The organism is Ruegeria sp. R14_0, from assembly GCF_017743975.1.
Taxonomy (GTDB): Bacteria; Pseudomonadota; Alphaproteobacteria; order Rhodobacterales; family Rhodobacteraceae; genus Ruegeria.
The window spans coordinates 79686-102536 of sequence record NZ_JAGHRC010000006.1 but is presented as its reverse complement, the minus strand read 5'-3'; the positions used below and the strand labels follow the sequence as shown (position 1 = coordinate 102536).

Genomic DNA, 22851 nt, shown 5'->3' with positions numbered 1-22851 from the left:
CGCCAAAGATCACTTTGCCGTTATCACTCGGCGCAATGACAGTCGCCTTGACTGTATCGGGAGGGTATCCTCGAAACCCGGCTTTTACTGTTTGTTACTGCCAAGAAATGCAAACCAATAGGCCAAGGCCACTCCTCCCACCCCGCCGACAGTGTTGCCAAGAGTGACCAAAAATAGGTTGCAGCAATGGGTCGTTCGCTACGTTGTCAGCAAACAATCGGATCGCGGGCCAACCACTCGCTGAACGGAGTTGAACAGCTTAAATTTGAGATCGACAACCAAGTTTACTTTGGATCGTACAAGTATCCAATTCCGCGAACGGTTCTGATGATTTCCGGCTTTTCGGGGTTGGTTTCGAGTTTTCGGCGCAATCTGGATATCCGTATGTCGATACTGCGGTCAAAGGGGTCCCACGACCGGTCATGCGCTTGTTCCAAAAGCTGGTCCCGATTCAACACGCGTCCTTTGTTATCTGAAAACACCTTGAGCAAACTGTATTCCATCGCAGTCAGCTGGACCTCGGACCCGTCCAGGGCAAGCAGCTTCGCGGCTTTTTTGTCCAACGTATAGTCCCCGAAACGCGCTCCATCATTGTCAGCGGTTGCGACGGATGCCGTTTCATTGATGGCGCTGCGACGCAGGACTGCCTTGATCCGGGCCTCAAGCTCTCGAAGGTCGACGGGTTTGCCCAGATAATCGTCGGCCCCCATTTCTAAGCCGATAATCCGATCCACAACATCGCCCGCCGCCGTGAGCATGATCACCGGCGTCGCGTTTTCGGGGCGAAGAGATCTGAGAATGGAAAGGCCATCTTCCTTTGGCATGTTGATGTCCATGATTATGGCATCCACAGTTTGGGCTGAAACGATGGCGCGAAGTTCTCCACCGCCTGAGGCTGCCGAGACCTTATAGCCGCGTTTGTTCAGGTATTCCTGAAGCATTTCGCGCACGTCAATCTCATCATCGCAAACCAGGATATGCGCCTTTTGATCATCCATCAGTTTCGTCTTCCTGGCCGGTGAGCAGCCTTCCGACAAGCGCTCTGAGCTCTGAGGGTGAGACAGGTTTTTCCAGGAAAGGAAGATCGGACTCTTTGAGTAGACCCAGCGAGTTTTCTCCCATCGTGTCACCGGTAATATACGCCGTGCGTGTCAGCATATCGGGGAAACGCGTTACCAACGCTTCGTAAATTTTGCGTCCGTCAACACCCGGCATATTCAGATCACTCAGAAATACATCGTATTTGGCAGCCTGCAGGTGGTGCAGTGCCTCTTGACCGGACGAGACGAAATCGACGTGAAACCCTTCTCTTCTAAGGATTTCAGCGTTCAACTCACCCACTTCCACCTCATCATCCACGACCAAGACACGTTGCTTAACAGGGGACGAAGGGGTTTCGATCGGCTCATCATTGTCATCTATCTGCGGCACTGCCACGGGTAGGAAAATCCGAAAGCAAGTACCGGTGTTATCGGTCTGGTCCAACCTGATCTGGCCACCGTGAGACAGGACAATGCGATGACAGAACGCCAATCCGATCCCGGTCCCGTCGCCGACTTCTTTCGTGGTGAAAAACGGTTCAAATATGCGGGGGCGAATGGCTTTGGGGATTCCGGGTCCATTATCCTTGACCGTAATCTCTACCATTTCTGTGTTCGGCTTGTTTTCGGCTGATATCGTGATCTGGTCGCCAGTGTTGGTTGAGGTCATGGCCTGCTCGGCATTGATAATCAGGTTGAGGATGACTTGCGTCAGCTGATCAGCGTCCCCGGCAATTGGGGGAATATCGGCGGGCAGGGAGAGGGTGATCTGGATTTCATCGAATTTACTGCCATAGCCCGCGACATCGGCTGCTGTTTCGATCAAGCTGGGCACATCGACCTGCTCGATCTTGCTGGGTTGCTGACGTGCCATTGCCAGAAAAGTCTTCACGATCTTCGCGCACCGTTCTGCGGCGCTACCTATCTTCTCTATCCTGACAGTCAAACCGGGGTCGTTGATCTCTTCTTTCAGCATGAGCGCGTGGCCAACAACAACTGAAAGGGGGTTGTTAAGCTCATGCGCAACGCCTGCAAGTAGCTCTCCAAGGGCGGACATCTTTTCGTTTTGGAACACCAACTGTCGCTGCTTTTCAAGCTCGGCTTCAATTGCCAGCTCGTCTGTCAGATCGCGCGTATTAGAGACGATGACTTCTTCGCCATTGAACTGGATAAGGCGCGAAGAATCCGCGCCCCAAAATGTTCGTCCATTAATGTCGATGAATTTCATGCGCCTGTCTTTAAGCGAACCCGCGTGTCGCAGGTCCTTCAGATACCGATCGCGTTCCTTGGGGTCAGCATAATACGACTTGGAGCTTTCACTATCTCCGAACAGCGCCTTGATTTCCGGTGTGGCGAAAAGCACTTTGCCCGTGTCGGCATGCGTCATGTTAATGGCGACCGGGTAAGCCTCCATAACTTGGCGGATAAGGGCGTCAGCCTCTTTTTGGACAGTGAGATCGATGATGCTGGTTACGATGACCTCTTCGCCCTTGTAATCGATCAACTGCGAAGAGATTGAGGCGGGAAATGTCTTTCCTTGCGCGTTCACCAGATCAAGCTTGTAGTCATTTACATGCCCGTCGGCCAAGAGCAGCGTGATAAAATCCGCGCGCTCTTCCGGGTTCAGATAATGCTCTTTCGCTGACCTGGAGGGGCCGAACAACTGCCGGGCGGCGGGTGTGCGATACAATAATTGTCCGTCGCCAATCCGCGCCATCGTCACAATCGCTGAGCTGGCATCCAATACCTTTCGGATCAAAAGATCGCCGTCCCGCTCTTCGACGTCTGCTTGCTTTCGGGCGGTGATGTCTTCGCGTGTGACTACAAAACCGCCGAGTTTGGTTGGGTGTACAGAAACCAGATACGTCCGTCCGTCAGTTTCTGTCAGTTCAAAGTCCTGTATGAACTCGATCCCATTGGCCAACCTGTCCGAAACCCACTGCTGTTCGTTGCCTATGGCGTCGGCGTAAATACCCCGGCGCGCTGTCTCGCGCATCAGGATTTCCCAATCTAGACCGGGTTTCAGCATGTCCGAGATACCTTTGTTCATCTCGGCATAGCGCTGGTTAAACATGACAAGGCGACGGTCATCATCATAGAGGGCGAACCCCTCCTTGAGAGACTCAATGGCGTCGCGCAGAAGGTCTCTTGCCCTCTCGATTTCTTCGAGATCGTTTGCCATGTCCGTCATCATCCTGATCTTCTAAGATATCATTGTTTCAGTGCCATTTCAAAATCAGCGTCTTGTGTTTCAATTGTTTCAGACTGCGCGGTTTCGTTCCAGTGTTAGTGGGAATCCTGTTTGTCTTCGAAGCGGATAGCGCGCTGTGTGACCCACTTCACAGAGCTACAACTGAAACATTAAGCCCCGATTTCAGAAATCACATTGAAACAATGGAAGGTCAGTTTGTGCCCATAGCAAATGCAATTGGGTAAGTACGATGACTATTTCATTCAGACCAACAGATATGACCAACGCACCGATTGTCGCGTTACATTCTTCTGCATCGAACGGCGCGCAATGGAGCCAACTGGCTACCGATCTAGAAGATCGCTTCGAGGTTCATGCTTTTGATCTGCCCGGCTATGGCAAAGCACCTTTGGTCGGTGACAGCTCTCAGAAAGGAGCTGCTGTTTCTGCGGTTCCCGTGATCGGGGAAATTGAGGCCCTGGGCCGCGCGGTACATCTTGTCGGACATTCCAACGGTGGCGGCATTGCCATCAAGGTCGCGCTGATGCGTCCTGATCTTGTGAAAAGCCTGACGGTCTATGAACCTGCCGCGTTTCACTTTCTTAAGCACGGCGACGAGGTCAGCCAACAACTGTTTGCGCAAATCCAAATGTTGTCCGGCATGGTGACGGCAGCCGCTGCAGATGGTGATGCCGCAGCAGGGATGCGTCATTTCCTGGACTTCTGGAACGAAGAGGGGTTCTGGGATGCGCTGCCCGTTGCGGCCCAATCCCGATTTGCGCAGCAGATCACGTCGATCATGACAGATTTTGCCAACGGGTTTGCGGAAACCTGGGACCTGGCCGAGCTTTCACGACTTGTGGTTCCCGCATTGGTGATGACGGGCCTGGAGTCTCCGGAGATCGCGCAACGCGCATCAGTGGCGATTGCCAAGGCATTACCAAATTCGCGGATAGCCCTGTTGCCAGAGCTTGGGCATATGGCGCCGGTTTTCCAGCCAGAGTGGATCAACTCGAGAATTCTTGAGCACGTGGCCAGCGCTGAGCGGCCCGTGGTGAACATCAGCTGGCCCAAACGGCAAGCTGCTTAACCGCCCGCATTCGATAACGCGGCCTTCAATTCAACTGCTGGGCAAAGACCAGAAAAAACCAAGAGGAAAAAATAATGGGTATTCAAACAACAATCGATTCCACAACGGACTTTGCAGCAATCAAAGCCAAGCAAAACGTGGCATGGGGATCAGGTGATTACAGCAAAGTGGGCGTAACCCTTCAGATCACCGGAGAAGAACTTGCCGAGGCCATGGATATGATGCCAAGCGCCAAAGTACTGGATGTCGCGGCAGGAAACGGCAACGCCACACTCGCCTTTGCACGGCGCTTTTGCGATGTCACCTCGACCGACTACGTCGAAGCCCTGCTAGAGGCCAGCAGCCAGCGCGCAAAGGCCGAAGGTCTGTTCGTCACATACAAGGTTGCCGACGCGGAAAAGCTTCCCTTCACGGATCAATCGTTTGACGCCGTCGTATCCACTTTCGGGGTGATGTTCACACCAAACCAATTGCAATCTGCGTCAGAGCTTCAACGCGTTGTGAAAACAGGTGGCAAGATAGGTATGGCAAACTGGACGCCCGATAGCTTCATTGGCCAGCTGTTCAAAACCATCGGCAAACATGTTCCTCCGCCAGCTGGCGTAAATTCTCCGGCTTTGTGGGGAAGTCAGGACTGGGTCGAGGACGCTTTTGGAACCAATTGCGATATCGTTTCATTCCGGCGCAAGAACTTCATGTTCCGTTACAGATCGACGGAACACTTTCTGGAGTTTTTTCGGACTTTCTATGGACCGATGCAGAAAGCCTTTGATGCTCTGGATACAGAAGGGCAGGCGGCACTGCGCCACGACATCATGGCACTGATCGAGAAGTTCGACGTCTCGACCAATGACTCGCTGTGCATTTCGTCTGAGTATGCTGAGGTTATCGTCCAGCGCCGCTAAATGAACGATGCACTCACCGCTCTTAGGTCCTTGGGCCAAAGAGCGGTGAGAATTGTCTTTGTTTGACCGATTTTTGAAAAGGGTTTTGAGATGGCTGAACGCACACTTTTTGAGAAATACGGCGGGTTTTCAAAGATCAGCAAGATCGTGATCTCGTTTTACGACATACTCTTGGACAATGATGAGGTCGGGCCCTTTTTCGACAGTGTCGACATGAGCCGTATGGTCGATCATCAGACAAAGTTCATTGCTTCGCTTCTTGGCGGCCCGGCGTCCTACACGGACAACCAGCTGCGCCAGTTGCATTCTCACCTGTGCATCAAGCACGTCCATTTCGATGAATTGGAAACGGTGTTGAAAGATGCATTGGAAAAACACAACGTGGCGGCAGAAGACGTAGCTGTAGTTGTCGCGGAATTCGGAAAGCGCCGGCCCCTGATTGTTAGGTAAACCATGACTATTGAAGCCATAAATGAACAGCTGCTGCGTGCGATAGGAGTGGGCGTCGCACTATTAAACCGTGAAACGCTGCAGTTTGGTTTCCGGAATGACACGTTTGATGAATGGTTCAGCGGCGATACCCCATTGCACCACTTGCAGCAGCTTTTCCCCGATCTTGATGCCGATGCGGTGCAGAAAAGCCTGTTAGAGACGGGGCGATACTCGTCTGAAATCAGTTTCAAGAAAAAGCGTAGAACCCTGGTGATCGCACTCGACTTTACGGTCGCGCATGAGGATGTGCTGGTTCTTGTCTGCCAAAATATCACCCGCATCAAAGAACTGGAGTCGATGATCGACTCCTATTCAATGATGGTTGAACGGAATACACGCGAGTTGAAACGTGAAAAGGAGCAGGTGGAAAAACTGCTGCTGAACCTGATGCCGCGCTCGGTTTATGAAGAGTACAAGACATTTGGCGTGGTCACGCCCCAGCTTTATGATCCTGTGTCTGTCCTGATGCTCGACTTTGTGGGGTTCACGGAAATGGTCGCCTCGCAAGATCCAAGCGTTACGGTCACCGAACTGAACGACATTTACACTGCCTTTGATCGTATTGGTGAGCAGTTCGGCTGCGAACGCATCAAAACGATCGGGGACGCTTATATCACTGTTGCCGGTCTGCCCGATCCTACCCCAGATCATGCCAAAGCCATTGCCAATACGGCCATACGATTTGTGCGTTATCTAAACCGCCGCAACCTGAGCCACCCGCATCAATGGCGTTGCCGAATTGGACTGGCTTCCGGGTCTGTCGTTGGTTCCGTCGTAGGGATTCAGAAGTATGTATACGACATCTTTGGGCCAGCCGTGAACTTGGCATCCCGGCTTCAAGAGTTTTCCGAACCGATGCAGATCACTGTTCAAGACCAAGTTGCTCATGTTCTTAAGGAACAGTTCAAACTTGAAGAAATCGGACCAAAAATGATTCGAGGATTTGGGGAGCAAGGTGTTTGGCGCCTTGCCGACGAAAACTAAGTTCATCCCTATGGCGCGGTAGAGAAGAGGCTGGACACGGAGACCACTCGTTACACGGGTGGGCCAGATGGTGGCGGCATGTCCTTTGCATTGAAGATAAAGGGTGAAGCGGAGAGCAAGCTGTTTGCATACGACCTCGAACGGAAATTCGCTTTTCGCCCAGTCTATATTGCGCCGACAGGGCCGAGGAACACGTGGAAGATGGCCGACTACCTCTTCAAACCGCTCCAAGGGCTGATGCCGTCCATCAATGTAACTTCCGATGAATTAGCTCATGCCATGCTTCATACTGCGATAGACTGAGCTATCCAAGACTGTGAATGGCCACGGAGACTGGATGTTCTACGGCTACGCAGGGCCTGACGGGCAGTCCAATGTAAGCTGGTGGCTGATAGTCTTACGGGTGTTCAGAGCGGCGCTGATATGCCATCGAACATCCGGCGAGCGCTTGCATGTGGGCGGCATGCGAAACTGGGGCGGGACGTGCTTCAATTGGTTTGATTTTCGATCCTTTCCGAAGGATCCGCCGCTGGCGGCGGCGCATGGCTCAGCCAGTATACACTCCTAAAAATCTCTTCTCGAAGTGCCTTGCAGTTGCTTCAAATCGTTTGAGCAGTTTCCGTGCATTTAAGGGTACATAGGCCTTCTCCAACTCCTCACCCGCCATCGCCTTCAAAGCCTCTATTCCAGTGAAAACGTACTTAGTCATAAACTCCGTTTCGATGTCAGTCTCCCGACGAAAGACCTCAACCTCTTTCAGCCCAGAAATGCCCTTCGCTTCAATGCTCGGGATAATTTCCAGTGTGAGTAAACGCTCATACTCATCTGCATCGTCGTGTGATGTCCACCCTTGCCAAATTCGAACTATCATCAAAAACACCTATTCTTAGTCACTCTTGGTTCACTCTAGTGCTTGTACGTTTCAGCGAAATATCTAGTCGAGAGCTTTGTGTTTCAATTGTTTATGAAAACCCGCGCAAAACCGCACCGTGATACCGGAGGTTTCTTCTTTGCCGACGTCAGAGTTGAGCCCGAAGCAACCGTTGCTGCGGTTCGGATGAACTGCAGTTTTGGCGAAGAAGTGCCTCTGTCCTCTTTGGATTGCGCAGCCGCCTTATTTGGTCTCACAAACTTAAATGTCAAATGTGCGGCGAGAAAAACTATCCTCTGCGAGCGCTACGCAGCGCCTTTCGGATGTAAGTATTGGCGGATCGGAAATGTGATGGACCGGACGCTTCAGCAAACCGACCTAGGGTCCATTTGCCGGTCCATGAAAACACGCAACTGGTGTATAGCAGGGCGTCATCTTGAGTCTCAACAAAGCGGCGCAGCTTGTCGCAAGCGGCCTCGAACGCCGAGAGCAGTTCCTCCCAAGGAGTTTCGTTGCCTAGAGCATACAGCGCAGCATTGTATTCCTTGAGCTGGTTCCATTTGTAGCCCTTAGCTGGCACATGTACCTCGCGCTCCGCAACGCCGTCTTCGTACCACCCGTGGAACATCCCCATCCAATGGGTGCGATGCGCGATTACACCCTTGATCGTGGTGTCGTCATCGGGGGCCGACAAATATGCGTTTTTTTCGTCGACGCCATCGAGCGTTTTGCGTAGCTTGGCCAGATCCTTATCGAACACGGCAAGCAAATCGGTTTTGTTCGTTGCTGCGGGCATGACCCACCATTAGTCAAATCAGACGGTCGTTTTATTGATCTGGCGCAACGCAATCAATGTTTCCAACGCCGACTTTGCGGTCACTCGCGCCGACGCAGCGAAATCACACTTTGTGCGGCGATGTTTGAGTTCGACAGAGCCGGGAGTTCGCACTTGCAGCGAATGACCGCAAAGCGGGCGCGGACGCGGCATCTTGATCACTTGGCCAACGGCAGGATTGGGCCGCGTTTGTCGGTGCCGGATGTTTCCTCGGACCTGGATGCTGCAACGCCTCCGAAGTCCGCATCGAGCCCAAAGCAGTCGCCCAAACAGTCATTGATTTCTGCGCCATCGCCTTGAGTGCAAAAAGCCAAAGTACGCTCTTCGAAGAACCAAGCGACGATAATCTGAAAGCCAACGCTACCCCGCATTCAACGCTTGATCGATAGCGGGCAAAGATGAAACAAGACCCAACCCTTCTGCTTGATGACGAATAGATTTCAAGACAACGGTGCTTTCAGAGGTACTCGATTGCGAACTGTGAGAAGCGAGCGCCCGCGCTCGTGCCACATAAAAGTCGCTCCAGGGAAGAGGCTCTTGATCAGAAAATGCTTCTAGTAATGCGGCGTACCTGAGAACCTCCTGCCAATCCTGGCGAAGCACCATAACTTCTATTGCATCGCGATAAAAGAACGGTTGATTGTGCCCCACACAACCCCTGGAGATTATTTCTTTAGCCTCCGATATAGCTTGGTCCTGAGCTCCCTTGTCGCTATTGATGCGGATCAAGTGCCCAAGCATTCTCGGACCTCCGAAGGCCATCCCCAATTCTCTTGCGCCGGCGATCGCTTGATCTATAGAGGCAATGGCCTCTTCGTGCCGGCCAATCGCGTTGAGGTAAACGGCTTTGAAGGCCATTCCTTCCTGGCTGAACCTTACAGACCCCAGAGCTTCACCTAGCACCATAACGTGCTCGCAAAACTCTCCTACGGATGACCAGTCACTGAGTTCAACAGCAGCAAACAACGCCGCGGCGGCTGCGTTCAGTTCGGCGCGATCGTGTCCAACTCGGTGGGCAGCATCGATTGTTCTTCGAGCCTGTTCGAAAGCTTCCTTGAGTTCCAATAAGTAAATCTTCGTATGACAGATTTGGGCTGCATTTGCGACTTCCGTGCGCCCATATCCATTTTCGCGACTGATTTCTACACAACGAGACAACATATCATGCGATGTGCGCATCCGCCCGGCGACATAAGCAGCATCGCCCAATCCGCCAAGTCCTTTTGCTTCGCCCTCGGTCGAACCGATACGTTTTGCATATCTGATGCTTTGCTGATGCCCCGCCTCACACCCGGCAATATCGCCTTTTGGGAACAGCAAGTTTCCCCGTAAGTGATGTAGGCGCATCAAGACTTCCATCAACTCAGATTCTTCAGCAATGGGTTGCGCTTCATCAACTAGGTTCATCGCTTCGTCGATGCGTTCAACTATGCGCATACCTTCAGCAATTCCGAGCAAGGCCATGCATTTTTCGGTATCATCGGATTGACGAATAAGGGCAGCTTGATAGGCATCAATCGACTCCTCTGGCTCACCTAAATCGCGCAGCAATTCACCCAAAAGACAATGCAACCTGAACAACACCTCTGAGTTCTGTGCCAGTGGTATGCCACGCTCCGCAAGCCTCTGCGCGGTCTCAAACCGCAATGCCGATTGCAGCGACTCTGCGGCTCGCAAATACGCTTGCGCAGCATCCTCATGGCCCGCGAGTTCCAAGTGTTCGGCATACAGGGGCAGATCCTTCCCCGCAAACCAGTCTGCAGCAGAAAGATGCAGCTCGTTTCTTCTCGCTCTAAGCAAAGAACTGTATACGCCATCCCGGACAAGCGCGTGAGCAAATAGAAAGTCCTCACCGCGCTCGCGGATCAGCTGATGCCCCACCAATGTGCCACAGTCATAGTCACTATTGCCAATCAGATGCCGCAAAGATGGGAGCGTGAATCTTTGACCGAGAATAGAGGCAGCTTGAATGGCCATCTTGTCGGCCGCCGATAGTCGGTCGAGCCTTGCTTGCACAATGCTCTGAACAGATCCCGGCACTTGAACATCCCCTGCCTCTTGGGCGCTTGTGAGCAACTGCTCGAGGAACAAGGGGTTGCCTGCCGCCCGTTCCACGCATGACCGAACGAACTGGTTTGTCGTATCTACGAAATTTGCGGCCATCCCAAAGGCATCGGCCTCGCTCAAAGGTCCAAGGTCCAAGGTCATAAACGGCGTGCCTGCGAGGGAACCGCGCCAGGCTGGGTCAATCGGATCGCCTTCGATCCGCGACGTCAGAACGATTATGGCAGGTGCGTCGGCAACGCCGTTTCCCAAGCCAGCTATTTGCTTTAGGACCAGCTTGTCTGCCCAATGGATATCCTCGAAAACGATGAGCATTGGATCGCGTGCACTGAGCGCGAGGACAAGTTCCACGACCGTGCCAATTTTGCCGGAGTTCCGGGTTAGATTGTCCATAGCGTCATAAAGCGCCTGGTTCTCTGGCGATTGAGGTAGGTTCAAAAGATCGTTGAGATGGACCTCATTTCCAGGGGTAACAAACCCGTTCGAAATCGCGGTCTTGGCTGCCGCCTGCCTCTGTTGAAGGCCTTCTTCTGAGGATAACTTGAGAAGGCCAGAGACCAATGAGCGGATTGGATCTTGCCCCTGACCAACACCGAAATCTAGGATAAGACTGCGGTGACTCTCAAAGTCATTTTCGCCGGCGAGTCGGCAATACTCATCCGTTAGACGCGATTTGCCAATTCCGGGATCGCCCCGAACTTGGATGACCTGCCCCCTGTTGGCAGTCTTACAAACATCCATTGCAATGCGGAACTGCTGGACCTCCGCCATACGGCCCAGAAACGGACGCGCGCTTTGTGGCTCTATGGAGTTTTGACCGCCTTGTACTGAATACACGCTTACCGGGTTTGAGAGTCCCTTTACGGACAAGTCTCCTACCTCGGTGGTCGCAATCATCGCTGATAATGCTTGGCGTACAACGTCGGAGATATAGATCTCTTCAGCCTTAGCCTTATCTGTCAGTCGAGCGGCCAGGTTAACTGAATCTCCAATAACCGTATAATGCCTGTCTGGCCCAACGCCGGATGCAACAACTTCCCCGCTTGCAATGCCGATATGGGCTTTGAGCGATCGTCCCACTTGCTCTGAGATGCCGGGCATCGCATCTTGAATGGCAAGTGCAGCGAGCACGGCCCTTTCCGCGTCATTTCCATGCGAGATCGGCGCTCCAAACACCGCCATAACGCTGTCGCCCACGTGCTTATCCACCGTTCCGCCAAAGTCGCCGATAATGCCGTCGGCAATCTCGAAATACGCCCCAAGAAACTCATGAACTTCTTCAGAGTCGAGGGACGAGGACAGATTGGTAAACCCGCAGATGTCTGCGAACAGTACAGTTACTTGTCGCCGCTCACTCGTATGCTGTGGTGTTTTGTCTGCTTCCGGTCTCCGCCGCGGGCTTTCCGTAGTCTCCTGCGAGAGTTCGCCAAGTTTTGCTATTGCGCTCAACAGTTTCCGTCGATGGCCTACTGCTGTGACGCCGATGTCCTTTATGTCCTGCTCGGTCAAATGCGGAAGAACCTGCGCGTCTACAAAATTTTCCGCGAAGGCAGAGGCGTATTCACCGAGGCCTAGACCTTCGAGCCAGGTGCGCACATCCAGTTCCATGTTGTCCCTGTTCTTTCTTATGAGAACAGCCTAGCAGGTAAGACCTGATCGCGTCCATTACCGGCACCTCGCAATGTCAGCGTCGTCCGCAGAGCTAACGTTCAAGCAAGTTGCAGCGTACGACCGCAGTAAGCCCAGTGCAGGCTTTCGGTTTTGAACAGGACGCCCCGCTTACTGAAGTCACCTTACCTGATGCCCTTTTCAACGTTTCCTATTCCATGGGTAAGCAGTGCCGCCGGCCTCAAATCCTAGCCGTTCAAACGTGGCGTATTTCGCTCCTAAGTTTGGTTTGGGCAATCGCCTTGCAAAACTCTTGCGCGAATAGACACTGTAGATTGAACCGGGAAATTGGGGGACACGTTTCGCTATCCACGTGTTACCCGTCAGTCATCGAAGTGGAATTCATTTCGTTTTAACGCAGTTCACGCAATCTCTTTTACGTACTTGGCCCGAAGATAGACCAGCCTGTGGCACGAACTAACTCCTGAAATGCGATGGATGCCAAATGGGAATTGCCCTTTGGGTCGAGCCCGGGGCTCCAGGCGACAACAGATGCGATGCCAGGTACAACGCACAAGATTCCGCCACCAACACCGCTTTTCGCTGGAAGGCCAACACGGAAGGCGAACTCACCCGAGGCATCGTAAGAACCACACATCATCATCAGTGCGGTTACTCTTCTGGCTCGCTGTGCGGACAATACTGTGGCACCGGTGGCCGGATCTTGACCCGCTGCAGCGAGAAAGCGGCCCGCCAATGCTAACTGTTCACAAGACATCGCAATGCTACATTGGCGAAAGTACAGAGACAGAACATCTTCTACGGGTGCCTTAAGGTTACCTTCTGCCTGCATAAAATGCGCAAGCGCGCGGTTTCTGGACCCAGTTCGCATCTCAGACTCTGCAACTGACGCATCGATCTCGATCGAGTTGTCCTGCGAAAGCTCTTGGCACAATGCCAAAAGGTCGTTGACTGCTTCATCAGAAGAACGGTCTTCAAGCAGAACATCGGCCACTATGATCGCACCCGGGTTGATAAACGGGTTCCTTGGGATTCCGCGTTCGTGTTCAAGCTGAACGATTGAATTGAATGGATCGCCGGAAGGTTCCCGGCCGACTCTTTGCCACAAAGTGGCACCAACCTGTTGCAGCGCAAATGTGAGAGAGAACACCTTTGAGATACTCTGAATTGAGAACAGCGTGCTCGCGTCCCCAGCGGAAATTAGCGGGCCGTTGATTGGTGCAATGGCAATACCGAATTGGTTCAGATCAACTGTGGCCAGTTCTGGAATGTATTGCGCCACTTTCCCCCTTTCGGACATGCCGGCAATGCGATCTGCGATATCGTCCAAGACTTCCTGAAGCCTTTCGCTATCGGTGGTTTTGAGTATCGGCATGGATCTACTCCGTCCAGACAGTGTGATCTACGCCCTTACCAAGTTCGGGAAATTTGCTTGCGATAAAGCGAGGTTCAAGGTTCTGTCGGCGTTGCGAAAAATAATCCACCGTTAATTTGTATACGGTGCCAGACAGGAGCACTATTGCCACCAAATTGATGGTTGCCATTATCCCCATGGCCGCATCCGCGAAATTGAACACTGTGGCAACAGCTTGCACAGCGCCCCAAACAACCATTGCAAGGCAGCCCAATCGCAAGATGTAAATCGGCAGTTTGCCTTCCAACTTTAGGAACGTCATTGCGTTTTCGGCATAGGAGTAATTGCCAAGTATGGATGTGAAGCCAAAAAAGACGATAGCAATCGCGATAAAGTGGCGACCGATTTCGCCGAGATGGACCGCGGCCGCGTCTTGAGTCAGTCGCATTCCCGTAGGTCCATCAATTTCAATTGCGCCCGACAAAAGAATTAGCAATGCAGTTGCGGTAGCGACCAAAATCGTATCCACAAAACACCCAAATGCCTGAACGAAGCCTTGACTGGAAGGGTGGTGCGGATCAGGTGTGGCAACCGCCGCAATGTTCGGTGCTGAGCCCATGCCCGCTTCGTTAGAGAAAAGTCCCCGTTTTATGCCGTTAAGGGCAGCAGCCATGACGCCGCCTGTCACGCCTCCGGCAGCTTCCTGAAGGCCAAATGCCCCTGCAACAATCGACCACAACATAGCGGGTACTTCGGAAATGTTCAGGACTACCACAACACAGGCAAGCAACAGGTATAGACCTGCCATGAGCGGTACAACGATCTCGGCAAACTTTGCGATGGTTCTAATTCCACCGAATATGACCACCGCTGCGGCTGCGGCTAGCGCTACGCCAACGACCAATTTGTTCAACCCGAAAGCGCCCTCGAAAGCTTCAGCGATCGAGTTGGATTGGACCGCGACAAAAACCAAACCAAAGCTGACTATCAGGCAAATCGAAAAAATGACTCCGGCCCAAGGTGCATTCAAGGCGTTGGCCATGTAGAACGCTGGGCCTCCTCTGAACCTGCCGTTGGAGGATGTGACTTTATAGAGTTGGGCCAAAGTACTTTCAGAATAAGCCGTGGCCATTCCAACCAATGCTACGATCCACATCCAAAAGATGGCGCCCGGACCTCCTAAGGTCAGGGCCACAGCTACGCCAGCCAGGTTTCCAGTGCCGACACGTGAAGCCAAACTTACTGTCAGCGCTTGAAACGGAGTAATCCCTCTTTTGTCCGTGCTCTTCGAAGATGTGAGTACGCGCACCATTTCCCCAAAATGAAGAAACTGAAGTGCGCCAAGACGAATTGTAAAAAAGATACCGGTTCCAAGAAGTCCGTAAATTAATACGTAGTTCCAAAGAACCGTGTTTATGCCATTAACTAATACTTCCATAGCGAGCCTCTTGATAATTCAAGCACTTCCCGGAAGACAAAAACAGTCTGCCTAGTTTTTCATCATGCACGAAGATGCGAAAATTGTCAGGGATAAGCTGCGCGGTATCACTAAACGGTTGACGTGCGTAGCACTGAAGATGAGGCACAGGCTTAAGGTTACATAACCATTTGGTAATCCGCTTAGCAGTCGCTCATACTACGTACAGCGAGTATTTCCTTTGAGTCCGAGGGCGACCTTCCCACATTACCTTTGAATTAGCGAGAAGCAGCCTTGGTGGGTCATTCGGTTGGGTTTCATATTGGTTTTCCGGTCGACACAGATTGAACCGCAATCTCACCCAAACACGAGCGCATTGTCTGCTTTGAAGCTGGAGTTCTAAAGACGCTAAACGTCAGCGGCCAGAACTGGGTAATCGGATACATACAGTGGGTAGAACGCCTCATACATCGTCCGGCCTTCTGATCCATCGGCGGCGGGCTCCGCCCAAGTCGCGGCCACTATGTGCAAGTCATTGTGAAAATCCGCCCGCTAAACAAGGCTGGCAGTTGCTTCGCGTTCTGCAACCATGTCATTGCCTTCAGGCCAACCTATTCTTCCGAACACCATCAAACCGCCTTCGAAGGTCTAGCTCCCAGACAGAACGACACGACCGGTTCCGATAGTTAAAATGCACAAACTTGGCATCACGCACTCAACCCAGCTATGCGACCCAACACAACGGCACTCAGCAAGCCATTTCCGGAAAGATACCCGCTGTCCGCCTTGCCCGACACACCAACAGCCGCGCCGCCGCCTGCATAGAGGTTGGTGAATGCGGAACCGTCCTCTTTGAGGACGCGCGCAGAGGAATCAACGCGCAAACCGCCTTGGGTATGAAACAGGGCCCCTGTGACGCGGACGCCCATATAAGGCGTCGCCAAACGTGGCGTGTTGAAAGACCGGCCGAATTGATCCGTGCCGCAAATGGGTATTTCTCGAATTGTTTGCTTCAAAGCCAAAGATGGTAGGCCCAGTGCCTTCGATACGTCTTCGATTGTATCAGCGGACCGGATCGCGCCTGTCTCTTCCGCGCGCTTGAAATCCTCGAACTGGCGCGCAATGGCCGCGATGCGGCCGTCAAAGATGGCGAAGGCTTCCCCGTCGGGCTGCGCCAGTACCGCGCGGGCGGCCTCAGAATAGCCTTGTGACTCGTCCCAGAAACGATGACCGTCGCGGTTCACCTGTATGCCGCCTTCGGTAATCACCGCCCAGGTTATCAGGATTCCATGTGGGTGCGCGACATTGCCATGGCCTTGGTAGGCTCCCAGGTTTTGCAGCCCGGCGCCCAGCCCCTCTGCCCATAGAACAGCCTCACCTCGGTTACCGCTATGCCCGAACCACAGTGCATCTTCGATTTGCGGCATATGCTCGGAAACGAGGGCGGGGTTGCCACCAAAACCGTTGCAGGCGAGGATAAGCCGGTCGCAGGCAATGGTTTCGACTGTTGCGTCCGGGCCGGTCACGGCAACACCTGAAATCTGGTCCTGATCCCGATACAGCGTTGTCGCGCGGCGATTGCAGATGATGTCCAAACCTTCTCGCTCGCAGGAGCTGCGAAGCGCGTCGATCAACTCTTGTCCCGAGCGTGTCGGCAGCCCGTGCATCCGACGGCGCGAGTGACCGGGGTAGTCAAAATCCGTGACAAGCGAAAAGGGCAGGGCGTGGCGTTCAGACAGCCAGTCGATGACTTCGGCGGCATTGATGGTCAACAATTCGACCAGAGCTTGATCGTTCTCGCTGTGGGCCTTCGACTGAATGTCGCTGGCAAAGAGTACCGCATCGTCCATGATCCCCGCGGCCTTTTGAATTTTTGTTCCAGCAGCAGGGATCAACCCGGCGGACAACGCGGTTGAACCGCTTGGAAACGGATCGGCTTCGATCACCAGCACGTCCTGTCCCGCCTCCGAAGCCGACAGGGCCGCGACCAGACCGCAAGCCCCCGCGCCGATGATCAGGGTGCCGGTCTTCAGATCGAACCGGTCGGGTGCAACACTCTCAACTTTGGGCGTCATCATATCGGGCCCCGGCATCGAGCATCTCGGCGGTTCCGATGACTTCGTTCAGACCGCCGAAGTCGAACATATTCTGCGCGAAGGGCTTGTTCGAGCCATTCTCTGCCAGGCTCTGATAGTAGGCCTGAGCGGTTTTGGCCAAAGCCCGGACGATCCCGCCGGGGAAAATGACGATGGAAAAACCCTGTGCCTCCAGATCGTCAGCACCAAGTATCGGGGTCGCGCCGCCTTCGACCATGTTCGCCAACAAGGGAACGCGTGGAGCAAACCGGTCAGCGATGGACGTCAACTGCTCGCGGCTTTGGGGCGCTTCGAGGAAAAGCACATCCGCACCAGCTTCAAGATAAGTTTCCGCGCGCTCAATAGCTGCGCTGAACCCCTCAACAGCGATGGCGTCCGTGCGGGCAATGATTAGCGTTTCACTTCTGGCGCGCGCGTCGGCCATCGCTGCTATCTTTCCAGCCATTTCCTGCGTCGGGATAAGGGATTTGTCCGACAGATGACCGCAGCGCTTCGGAAAGGTCTGATCTTCAACTTGCAGTGCGGATGCACCGGCTCGCTCATACAGTCGCATGGTACGCTGAGCGTTCAATGCGTTTCCAAAGCCGGTATCGGCGTCGATGATAACGGGTAACGAGACCCGATCGGCGATCAGCGTCATCGTGTCCGCCATCTCGGACGCCGTGGATAGCCCAATATCGGGACGGCCAAGTCGCGTGTAGGCAACAGCTGCGCCGCTCAGATATAGCGCCTCGAAGCCAGCTTTTTCAGCCAGCGAAGCCGTCAAACCGTCATACACACCCGGTGCAACCAGAATTTCTTTCTTTGCCAGTCGGGATTTAAGGCTCATTTGGCTCCCTCCAACCAGTTCAATATTTGATCGCAATTTCGCTGATGCGTGACGGTGCCCAGTGACAGGAGTGTTGCGTCATGAACCTCTTGCCGAAAGGCGGCACATCCGTCTGTCAGCATAACGGTGTCGATATCCCGCAAATGCGCATCGCGCAAAGTTGAGGCAACGCCGCCATTGGTCACGATGCCCCCGACGATCAGGTTCTCGATACCCAAAGCGCGCATCAGATACTCCAGCCGAGTCTGATAGAAGGCCGAGTAGGCAACCTTTTCGATGATGAAATCGCAGGGTTGCAATGTATCGACCAAACTGTGACCAAACCCGCCCGGTGCGAAGTCGCCCTTGGTCAGGAACGGACGCAATTTCTTCAGGTGTGGCGCAATCAATGGTTCGCCGTTGCGGTCGGGTACAAGTGTGAACTGGGCCGAAAAATAGTGTCCGCCCGCGGCTTGCAACTTTCGCGCCAAGGGCGCGATGCGTGCGGGAAGAGCCGCGATTTCTTGCGCCGACTGGCCAGCCCGGCCATAGGCTCCCTCAGGATGAATAAAGTCGTTCTGAAGATCGATAGTCAGCAGCGCCGTCTTGCGCGGCTCCCAGGTTTCCGGTTCGCTCATTCAGTCCTCCTCCCTTGGTTCGATAATCGTGTTGCCAAAGGAGTCCACGCGCCCTTGAAAATCCGGTTCGATAAGGACGGTCGTGTCCGGTTGCGTCAGAATGGCGGGACCTTTGACTAACGTGCCAACCGGAAGCGACAAGCGATCATAGATAGCTGTGTCATGCCAGGCATCTCCGAAGTGAACTTTCCGCGTCGACGAGGGCGTGGCACTGCCTTCTGTTGTGGGAGCAAGGGAAGAAAGATCGAATTTCGGTCGCTTGCCCGTTACAGCGCTGCGCAGATTCAATATGCGCCGCACGCCGTTTTTCAGCAGTCTTCCATAGTTGGTTTGATAGGCCGTATCGAAGGCCTCTTCGATGTCGGCTTTGCTTGGCGGTGTAACCTTGCCGTTTGTCATCGTAACGATCAGCGGCACCGGCACGGTATGCGTTTGACCCACATAGGCCATGTCCAGCTCGAATGAGATCTCACGCTTGTCGAAGGTGGTCCGCGATGCGTCAAGCAGTGCCATACCCTGGTCCACGTGCTCTTGCATGAATGCTCCCAATGCAGCTTTGTCCAACTGCGTGACCAGAGTGTTGATCGTCTGTACAAAATCTTGCCGCATGTCGGCGATCACACAGCCTAGTGCCGAGGTGACACCAGGATAACGCGGAACGATTGCGCGGGCGATCCCCACTTCGGCCAGCATTGCTCCTGCGTGCAATGCTCCGCCACCGCCGAACGGCATAAAGGCAAAACGTTTGGGGTCAAAGCCGCGCTCGATACTTACAAGACGGATGGCTCCGGCCATACGGGAATTGGCGACGCGCAGGATAGCCTCGGCGGCCTCAAGCCTGGACAAACCGAGCGGTTCGCCGACGTGGATGTCGATCGCTTTGCCAGCGGCCTCCACGTCCAACCTTTCCAGTTTGCCACCGATTGGGTTGTCCGGATCGATGCGACCCAACACGACATTGGCATCCGTCACTGTGGGGCGATCATTTCCCAGACCGTAGGCAACAGGACCGGGATTTGATCCCGCGCTTTCAGGGCCGATGTTTAACAATCCACCCTTATCGACCCAGGCGATTGATCCTCCGCCTGCGCCGATGGTTGTTATTTCGATCATTGGGCTGCGCACAACCATCCCAAAATCGATGGAGGTCTGGGCCGACAACATCGTCTGCCCCTGTGATATCAGCGAGACATCAAAACTGGTGCCGCCCATATCCCCCGTAATCACATTGTCGAAACCAGCAGATTGCGCAATGTAGCCTGCAGCAATCACACCCGCCGCCGGACCAGACAGTGCCGTACGCACCGGTAGGCGGGACGCGGTGTTGACCCCCATGACCCCACCATTGGACTGCACGATCATGAACTCGCCTTCGAACCCGCCGGATTGTAGGGCGTTTTCAAGGCGGGTCAGATAGCCTGAGACTTCGGGTTGCAGATAGGCATTAAGCGCCGTGGTCGAGAACCTTTCGAATTCACGGATTTCCGGTAGGATTTCTGACGAGGCTGATACATGCGGGTTTGGCCAAATCTCGCGCACGGCGGCGACAGCGGCGGCTTCGTTTTCAGGGTTGGCATAGGCATTGGCGAACAGGATTGCGATGGCTTCGCATCCTTGCTCTTGCAAGTGCTCTGCTGCTTTGCGCACGGCAACCAGGTCGACAGGTGTGCGAATGGTGCCATCCGCCAGTGTACGTTCCGGCACCTCCAGACGGTCGCGGCGATCCACAACGGGTTCAAAATCCCCGCGCAACCCCCAGGTGCGCGGCCGGTCCCTTCGGCGCATCTCCAAGACGTCCCGCAAACCTTCAGTACAGATCACTCCAGTCTTGGCCCCTTTGCGTTCCAGCAGAGCATTTGTGCCCGCAGTGGTGCCGTGTACCACTACTGAGATCTCGGACGGATCGTCGACCTCGCGCCCGATCCCGTCTAGGAATCCACCTGATTGATCCGGGCGTGTGGTTGGAACCTTGGCGACGGTTGCGCTGCCGTCTGCTTCGTTCAGAACAAAAACATCCGTGAACGTGCCCCCCACATCCACGCCGATCATGCGTCTGGTCATAGCGGGACCTCCCGCCATGTGGTGCCGTAGACCTGATCCGCCTGTTCGGCACTCACAAGACCCCGAGCCACATCTTTGGCGATCGCTGCAGGAGCGCGGTGGCCCGCAGAGCCATAGCCGCCACCGCCGGGTGTCTCAAGGCGAACCGCTTGTCCTTGCCTCAATTCGATCCCTCTCATTTTTGAAACCAGTGGCGGTGCCTCCCACCCATCGTCTTGTTCATACGTGAAGACATTCATGGCTCCGTCGCCACCGTCGGCGATACCCTTCGGCGCGAACTTGCCGCGTTCGCCGAACAGAAACGCCTGAGCGCCGTTTTCCTCAAGAACTTCAATTTCATAGACAGCGCCCAGCCCCCCGCGATGCGCACCTGTACCTGCGCTGTCGGGGCGCAGAGCCCACTGGCGGAACATCACCGGATAGGCGGCTTCAAGAATTTCCATCGGCGGGATCGTCGCCGTCGAGATCGGAGCGTTACCGTGGTTCAGCCCGTCGCTCTCGACCGAGCCGCCGTGCCCCCCACCATAAAAGCTGAACATCACCCATGGCTGTCCGTTCGAGCGTTTCCCGGCGATAGAAAGCGCATTGATTGTCCCGTAGGCATTGGCGACAACCCGATCCGGTGCGGCGTTGGCAAAGGCCGAGAATACAACATCGATCATTCGCAGAATTGTTTCTGTGTATCCACCTGTCGGGGCAGGGAACTCGGCCGCCAAAAGACTGTCTTCGGGCACGATGACTTCGATGGGACGCATCACGCCAGCGTTGGCAGGCAGCGCCGGAAAAACGTGTTTAACAGCCACATAGGCGGTTGCAACGGTCGTGGGCAGGGCGATGTTTACAGGCCCGGCGCATTGCAGAGACGAGCCCGTGAAATCCAACGCCATTTGATCGCCCTTGATCTCAAGCGCCAGTTTGATGCGAAGCGGATCATCTGTGATACCGTCATTGTCTAGGAAATCTTCGGCCTCCCACCGACCGTCCGGCAAGTCCTGCAACTCAGATCGCATAAGCACCTCGGCCCGATCGCTGAGCGCTTCCAGAGCGGCTGAGACTGTTTCAGCATCATATTCGTCCAGCAACTCGTCCATCCTACGGACCCCAAGATCCAGTGCACCCAGTTGTCCGTTCAAATCCCCCAACGCTGATTGGGGTAGGCGGGTATTACGCAGCAGAATGTCGATAATGTCCTGGTTAACCACACCTTTACGCGCCAGTTTTACCGGCGGCAGAACAAAGGCTTCCTGAAAAACTTCGGTCGCCGCCGGGTTATAGTTTCCCGGCACCGCACCGCCCACGTCGTGCCAGTGCCCAACTGACGCGAGATAGCAGAACAACTTGCCATCGTGGAAATAGGGACGCACAAGGCGCATATCCGACAAATGTGTTCCGCCGATATGTGCGTCGTTGAAGATATAGATGTCGCCATCTTCCAGATCCCCGTCCGCGGCGGCCTTTTCAATCACCGCTTTCACGGCAAAAGACATCACACCCACGAAGATCGGCAGTCCGGACTTACCCTGAACCAGAGTGTCGCCCGTTGTTGCAGAATACAGACCATGGCTGGCGTCATGCGCCTCGGCAATGATCGGATTAAAGGCCGCCCGAAATAGGGTTGCGTCCATTTCGTCGGCGATCTGTTCCATGCGGCCTGCAAGTACAGAAAGGGTAATTGGGTCAATCTCGCTCATGCTTGCGCCCTTGTTTCTGCAATGTCATTCCAGACATCCTGACGTGTGATCAGATCGTTCTGAATCTCGAACCGGTCAATGAAGCGAATGCCTTCGAATGCTGAACCATCGGTCCATTCACCGGACAACGTTCCCCGGCAGTAAACGATCGCAGCGTCGCCATCACTTTGCATCGCGTCGAACCCCTCGTAGATTTTCGCGATACGGCGATACCGGTTTGCCGCCCAACTCTTGAGGTCCTCAAGATCTCGCATGGGCGCGGTTCCGGGAAACTGCATCACGAAGTCCGAGCTGAGCCTTTTCCGGGCGCTTTCAAACGCGCGATCACTCATTCCGGCCAGGAAGGCGCGCACGATGTGCTCGGGGTCTTTTTTGGCTCGAGCAGGCTGTCTGCTCTTGCCGCCGCGATAGTAGTTCTGGTCTGAAGTGTCGTGGATCACGACGGTCACAAGCTCTGGCGCAGCTGGCACTACGAATCGCACAGCATTGGTCAGCGCCACGCCAAGTCGTTGTTTTTCTTGTGTGCTATAGCCCTCGATCACATGCAGTTCGACGATCGGCATGCAAAAATTCCTCCGGTTGTTGTATTATCTGTAATACAGCTTGCTAAACAATTGTAAGACTATTTTTCGAGAAGCAATAATACTAAAGCTTGATTTTCCAAGTTCCGGTTTTACGATTGAAG

Annotated in this window: 19 protein-coding genes; 5 read left to right on the top strand and 14 right to left on the bottom strand. The window is 54.1% G+C overall.

The window, feature by feature from the left end; all coding sequences use genetic code 11:
* Nucleotides 1–284: 284 nt before the first annotated feature.
* Together J7416_RS16690 and J7416_RS16685 are read right to left on the bottom strand one after the other, a co-directional pair.
* A complete protein-coding gene (locus J7416_RS16690; RefSeq protein ID WP_209226392.1) occupies nucleotides 285–998 on the bottom strand; it encodes a response regulator in 714 nt (237 codons plus the stop codon).
* Nucleotides 991–3222, bottom strand: a complete 2232-nt coding sequence (locus tag J7416_RS16685) for an ATP-binding protein (protein ID WP_247744342.1) — start codon at nucleotides 3220–3222, stop codon at nucleotides 991–993. The genes J7416_RS16690 and J7416_RS16685 overlap by 8 nt, the downstream gene beginning before the upstream one ends.
* A gap of 286 nt (nucleotides 3223–3508) precedes the next feature.
* Between J7416_RS16685 and J7416_RS16680 the strand changes: the two genes are divergently transcribed.
* The 5 genes from J7416_RS16680 (at nucleotide 3509) to J7416_RS16660 (ending at nucleotide 7005) form a co-directional block, all read left to right on the top strand.
* Entirely contained in the window at nucleotides 3509–4321 is an 813-nt protein-coding gene (locus J7416_RS16680) for an alpha/beta hydrolase (RefSeq protein WP_247744341.1), read from the top strand.
* 74 nt (nucleotides 4322–4395) lie between these two features.
* Nucleotides 4396–5226, top strand: a complete 831-nt coding sequence (locus tag J7416_RS16675) for a class I SAM-dependent methyltransferase (protein ID WP_209226389.1) — start codon at nucleotides 4396–4398, stop codon at nucleotides 5224–5226.
* A gap of 90 nt (nucleotides 5227–5316) precedes the next feature.
* Nucleotides 5317–5676, top strand: a complete 360-nt coding sequence (locus tag J7416_RS16670; RefSeq protein ID WP_209226387.1) for a group 1 truncated hemoglobin — start codon at nucleotides 5317–5319, stop codon at nucleotides 5674–5676.
* 3 nt (nucleotides 5677–5679) lie between these two features.
* The gene (locus J7416_RS16665) at nucleotides 5680–6702 is read left to right on the top strand and encodes an adenylate/guanylate cyclase domain-containing protein (protein ID WP_209226386.1); all 1023 of its coding nucleotides are present in this window, start codon (nucleotides 5680–5682) and stop codon (nucleotides 6700–6702) included.
* Nucleotides 6703–6780: 78 nt separating this feature from the next.
* On the top strand, nucleotides 6781–7005 hold the full coding sequence (locus J7416_RS16660) for a hypothetical protein (protein ID WP_209226385.1): 225 nt from the start codon (nucleotides 6781–6783) through the stop codon (nucleotides 7003–7005).
* 244 nt (nucleotides 7006–7249) lie between these two features.
* Here J7416_RS16660 and J7416_RS16655 read toward each other — a convergent pair whose 3' ends face one another.
* From J7416_RS16655 to J7416_RS16600, 12 genes are all read right to left on the bottom strand, one after another.
* Entirely contained in the window at nucleotides 7250–7573 is a 324-nt protein-coding gene (locus J7416_RS16655) for an antibiotic biosynthesis monooxygenase (protein WP_209226384.1), read from the bottom strand.
* A gap of 289 nt (nucleotides 7574–7862) precedes the next feature.
* Nucleotides 7863–8369 (bottom strand): ClbS/DfsB family four-helix bundle protein, encoded by a 507-nt coding sequence (locus tag J7416_RS16650; RefSeq protein ID WP_209226382.1) that lies wholly within the window; start codon nucleotides 8367–8369, stop codon nucleotides 7863–7865.
* A 197-nt stretch (nucleotides 8370–8566) separates the two neighbouring features.
* The gene (locus J7416_RS16645) at nucleotides 8567–8779 is read right to left on the bottom strand and encodes a hypothetical protein (protein WP_209226381.1); all 213 of its coding nucleotides are present in this window, start codon (nucleotides 8777–8779) and stop codon (nucleotides 8567–8569) included.
* A complete protein-coding gene (locus J7416_RS16640; protein ID WP_209226380.1) occupies nucleotides 8769–12080 on the bottom strand; it encodes an adenylate/guanylate cyclase domain-containing protein in 3312 nt (1103 codons plus the stop codon). Before J7416_RS16640 ends, J7416_RS16645 begins: the two co-directional genes overlap by 11 nt.
* A 436-nt stretch (nucleotides 12081–12516) precedes the next feature.
* Entirely contained in the window at nucleotides 12517–13476 is a 960-nt protein-coding gene (locus J7416_RS16635; protein WP_209226378.1) for a glutaminase, read from the bottom strand.
* Nucleotides 13477–13480: 4 nt separating this feature from the next.
* Nucleotides 13481–14893 carry a sodium:alanine symporter family protein gene (locus J7416_RS16630; protein WP_209226377.1) on the bottom strand — a complete coding sequence of 471 codons (1413 nt, stop codon included), beginning with the start codon at nucleotides 14891–14893 and terminating at the stop codon, nucleotides 13481–13483.
* A gap of 686 nt (nucleotides 14894–15579) precedes the next feature.
* Nucleotides 15580–16947, bottom strand: a complete 1368-nt coding sequence (locus J7416_RS16625) for an FAD-dependent oxidoreductase (protein WP_209226594.1) — start codon at nucleotides 16945–16947, stop codon at nucleotides 15580–15582.
* Entirely contained in the window at nucleotides 16931–17797 is an 867-nt protein-coding gene (locus J7416_RS16620; protein ID WP_209226376.1) for an isocitrate lyase/phosphoenolpyruvate mutase family protein, read from the bottom strand. The genes J7416_RS16625 and J7416_RS16620 overlap by 17 nt, the downstream gene beginning before the upstream one ends.
* Nucleotides 17794–18414, bottom strand: coding sequence for an isochorismatase family cysteine hydrolase (locus J7416_RS16615; RefSeq protein ID WP_209226375.1), 621 nt, complete (start codon nucleotides 18412–18414; stop codon nucleotides 17794–17796). The genes J7416_RS16620 and J7416_RS16615 overlap by 4 nt, the downstream gene beginning before the upstream one ends.
* Complete coding sequence (locus J7416_RS16610) at nucleotides 18415–20475, bottom strand: hydantoinase/oxoprolinase family protein (RefSeq protein ID WP_209226373.1); 2061 nt, start codon at nucleotides 20473–20475, stop codon at nucleotides 18415–18417.
* On the bottom strand, nucleotides 20472–22166 hold the full coding sequence (locus J7416_RS16605) for a hydantoinase B/oxoprolinase family protein (RefSeq protein WP_209226371.1): 1695 nt from the start codon (nucleotides 22164–22166) through the stop codon (nucleotides 20472–20474). The genes J7416_RS16610 and J7416_RS16605 overlap by 4 nt, the downstream gene beginning before the upstream one ends.
* Nucleotides 22163–22729: a tautomerase family protein gene (locus tag J7416_RS16600; RefSeq protein WP_209226370.1), complete on the bottom strand. Its 567-nt coding sequence runs from the start codon at nucleotides 22727–22729 to the stop codon at nucleotides 22163–22165. Before J7416_RS16600 ends, J7416_RS16605 begins: the two co-directional genes overlap by 4 nt.
* Nucleotides 22730–22851: the final 122 nt, after the last annotated feature.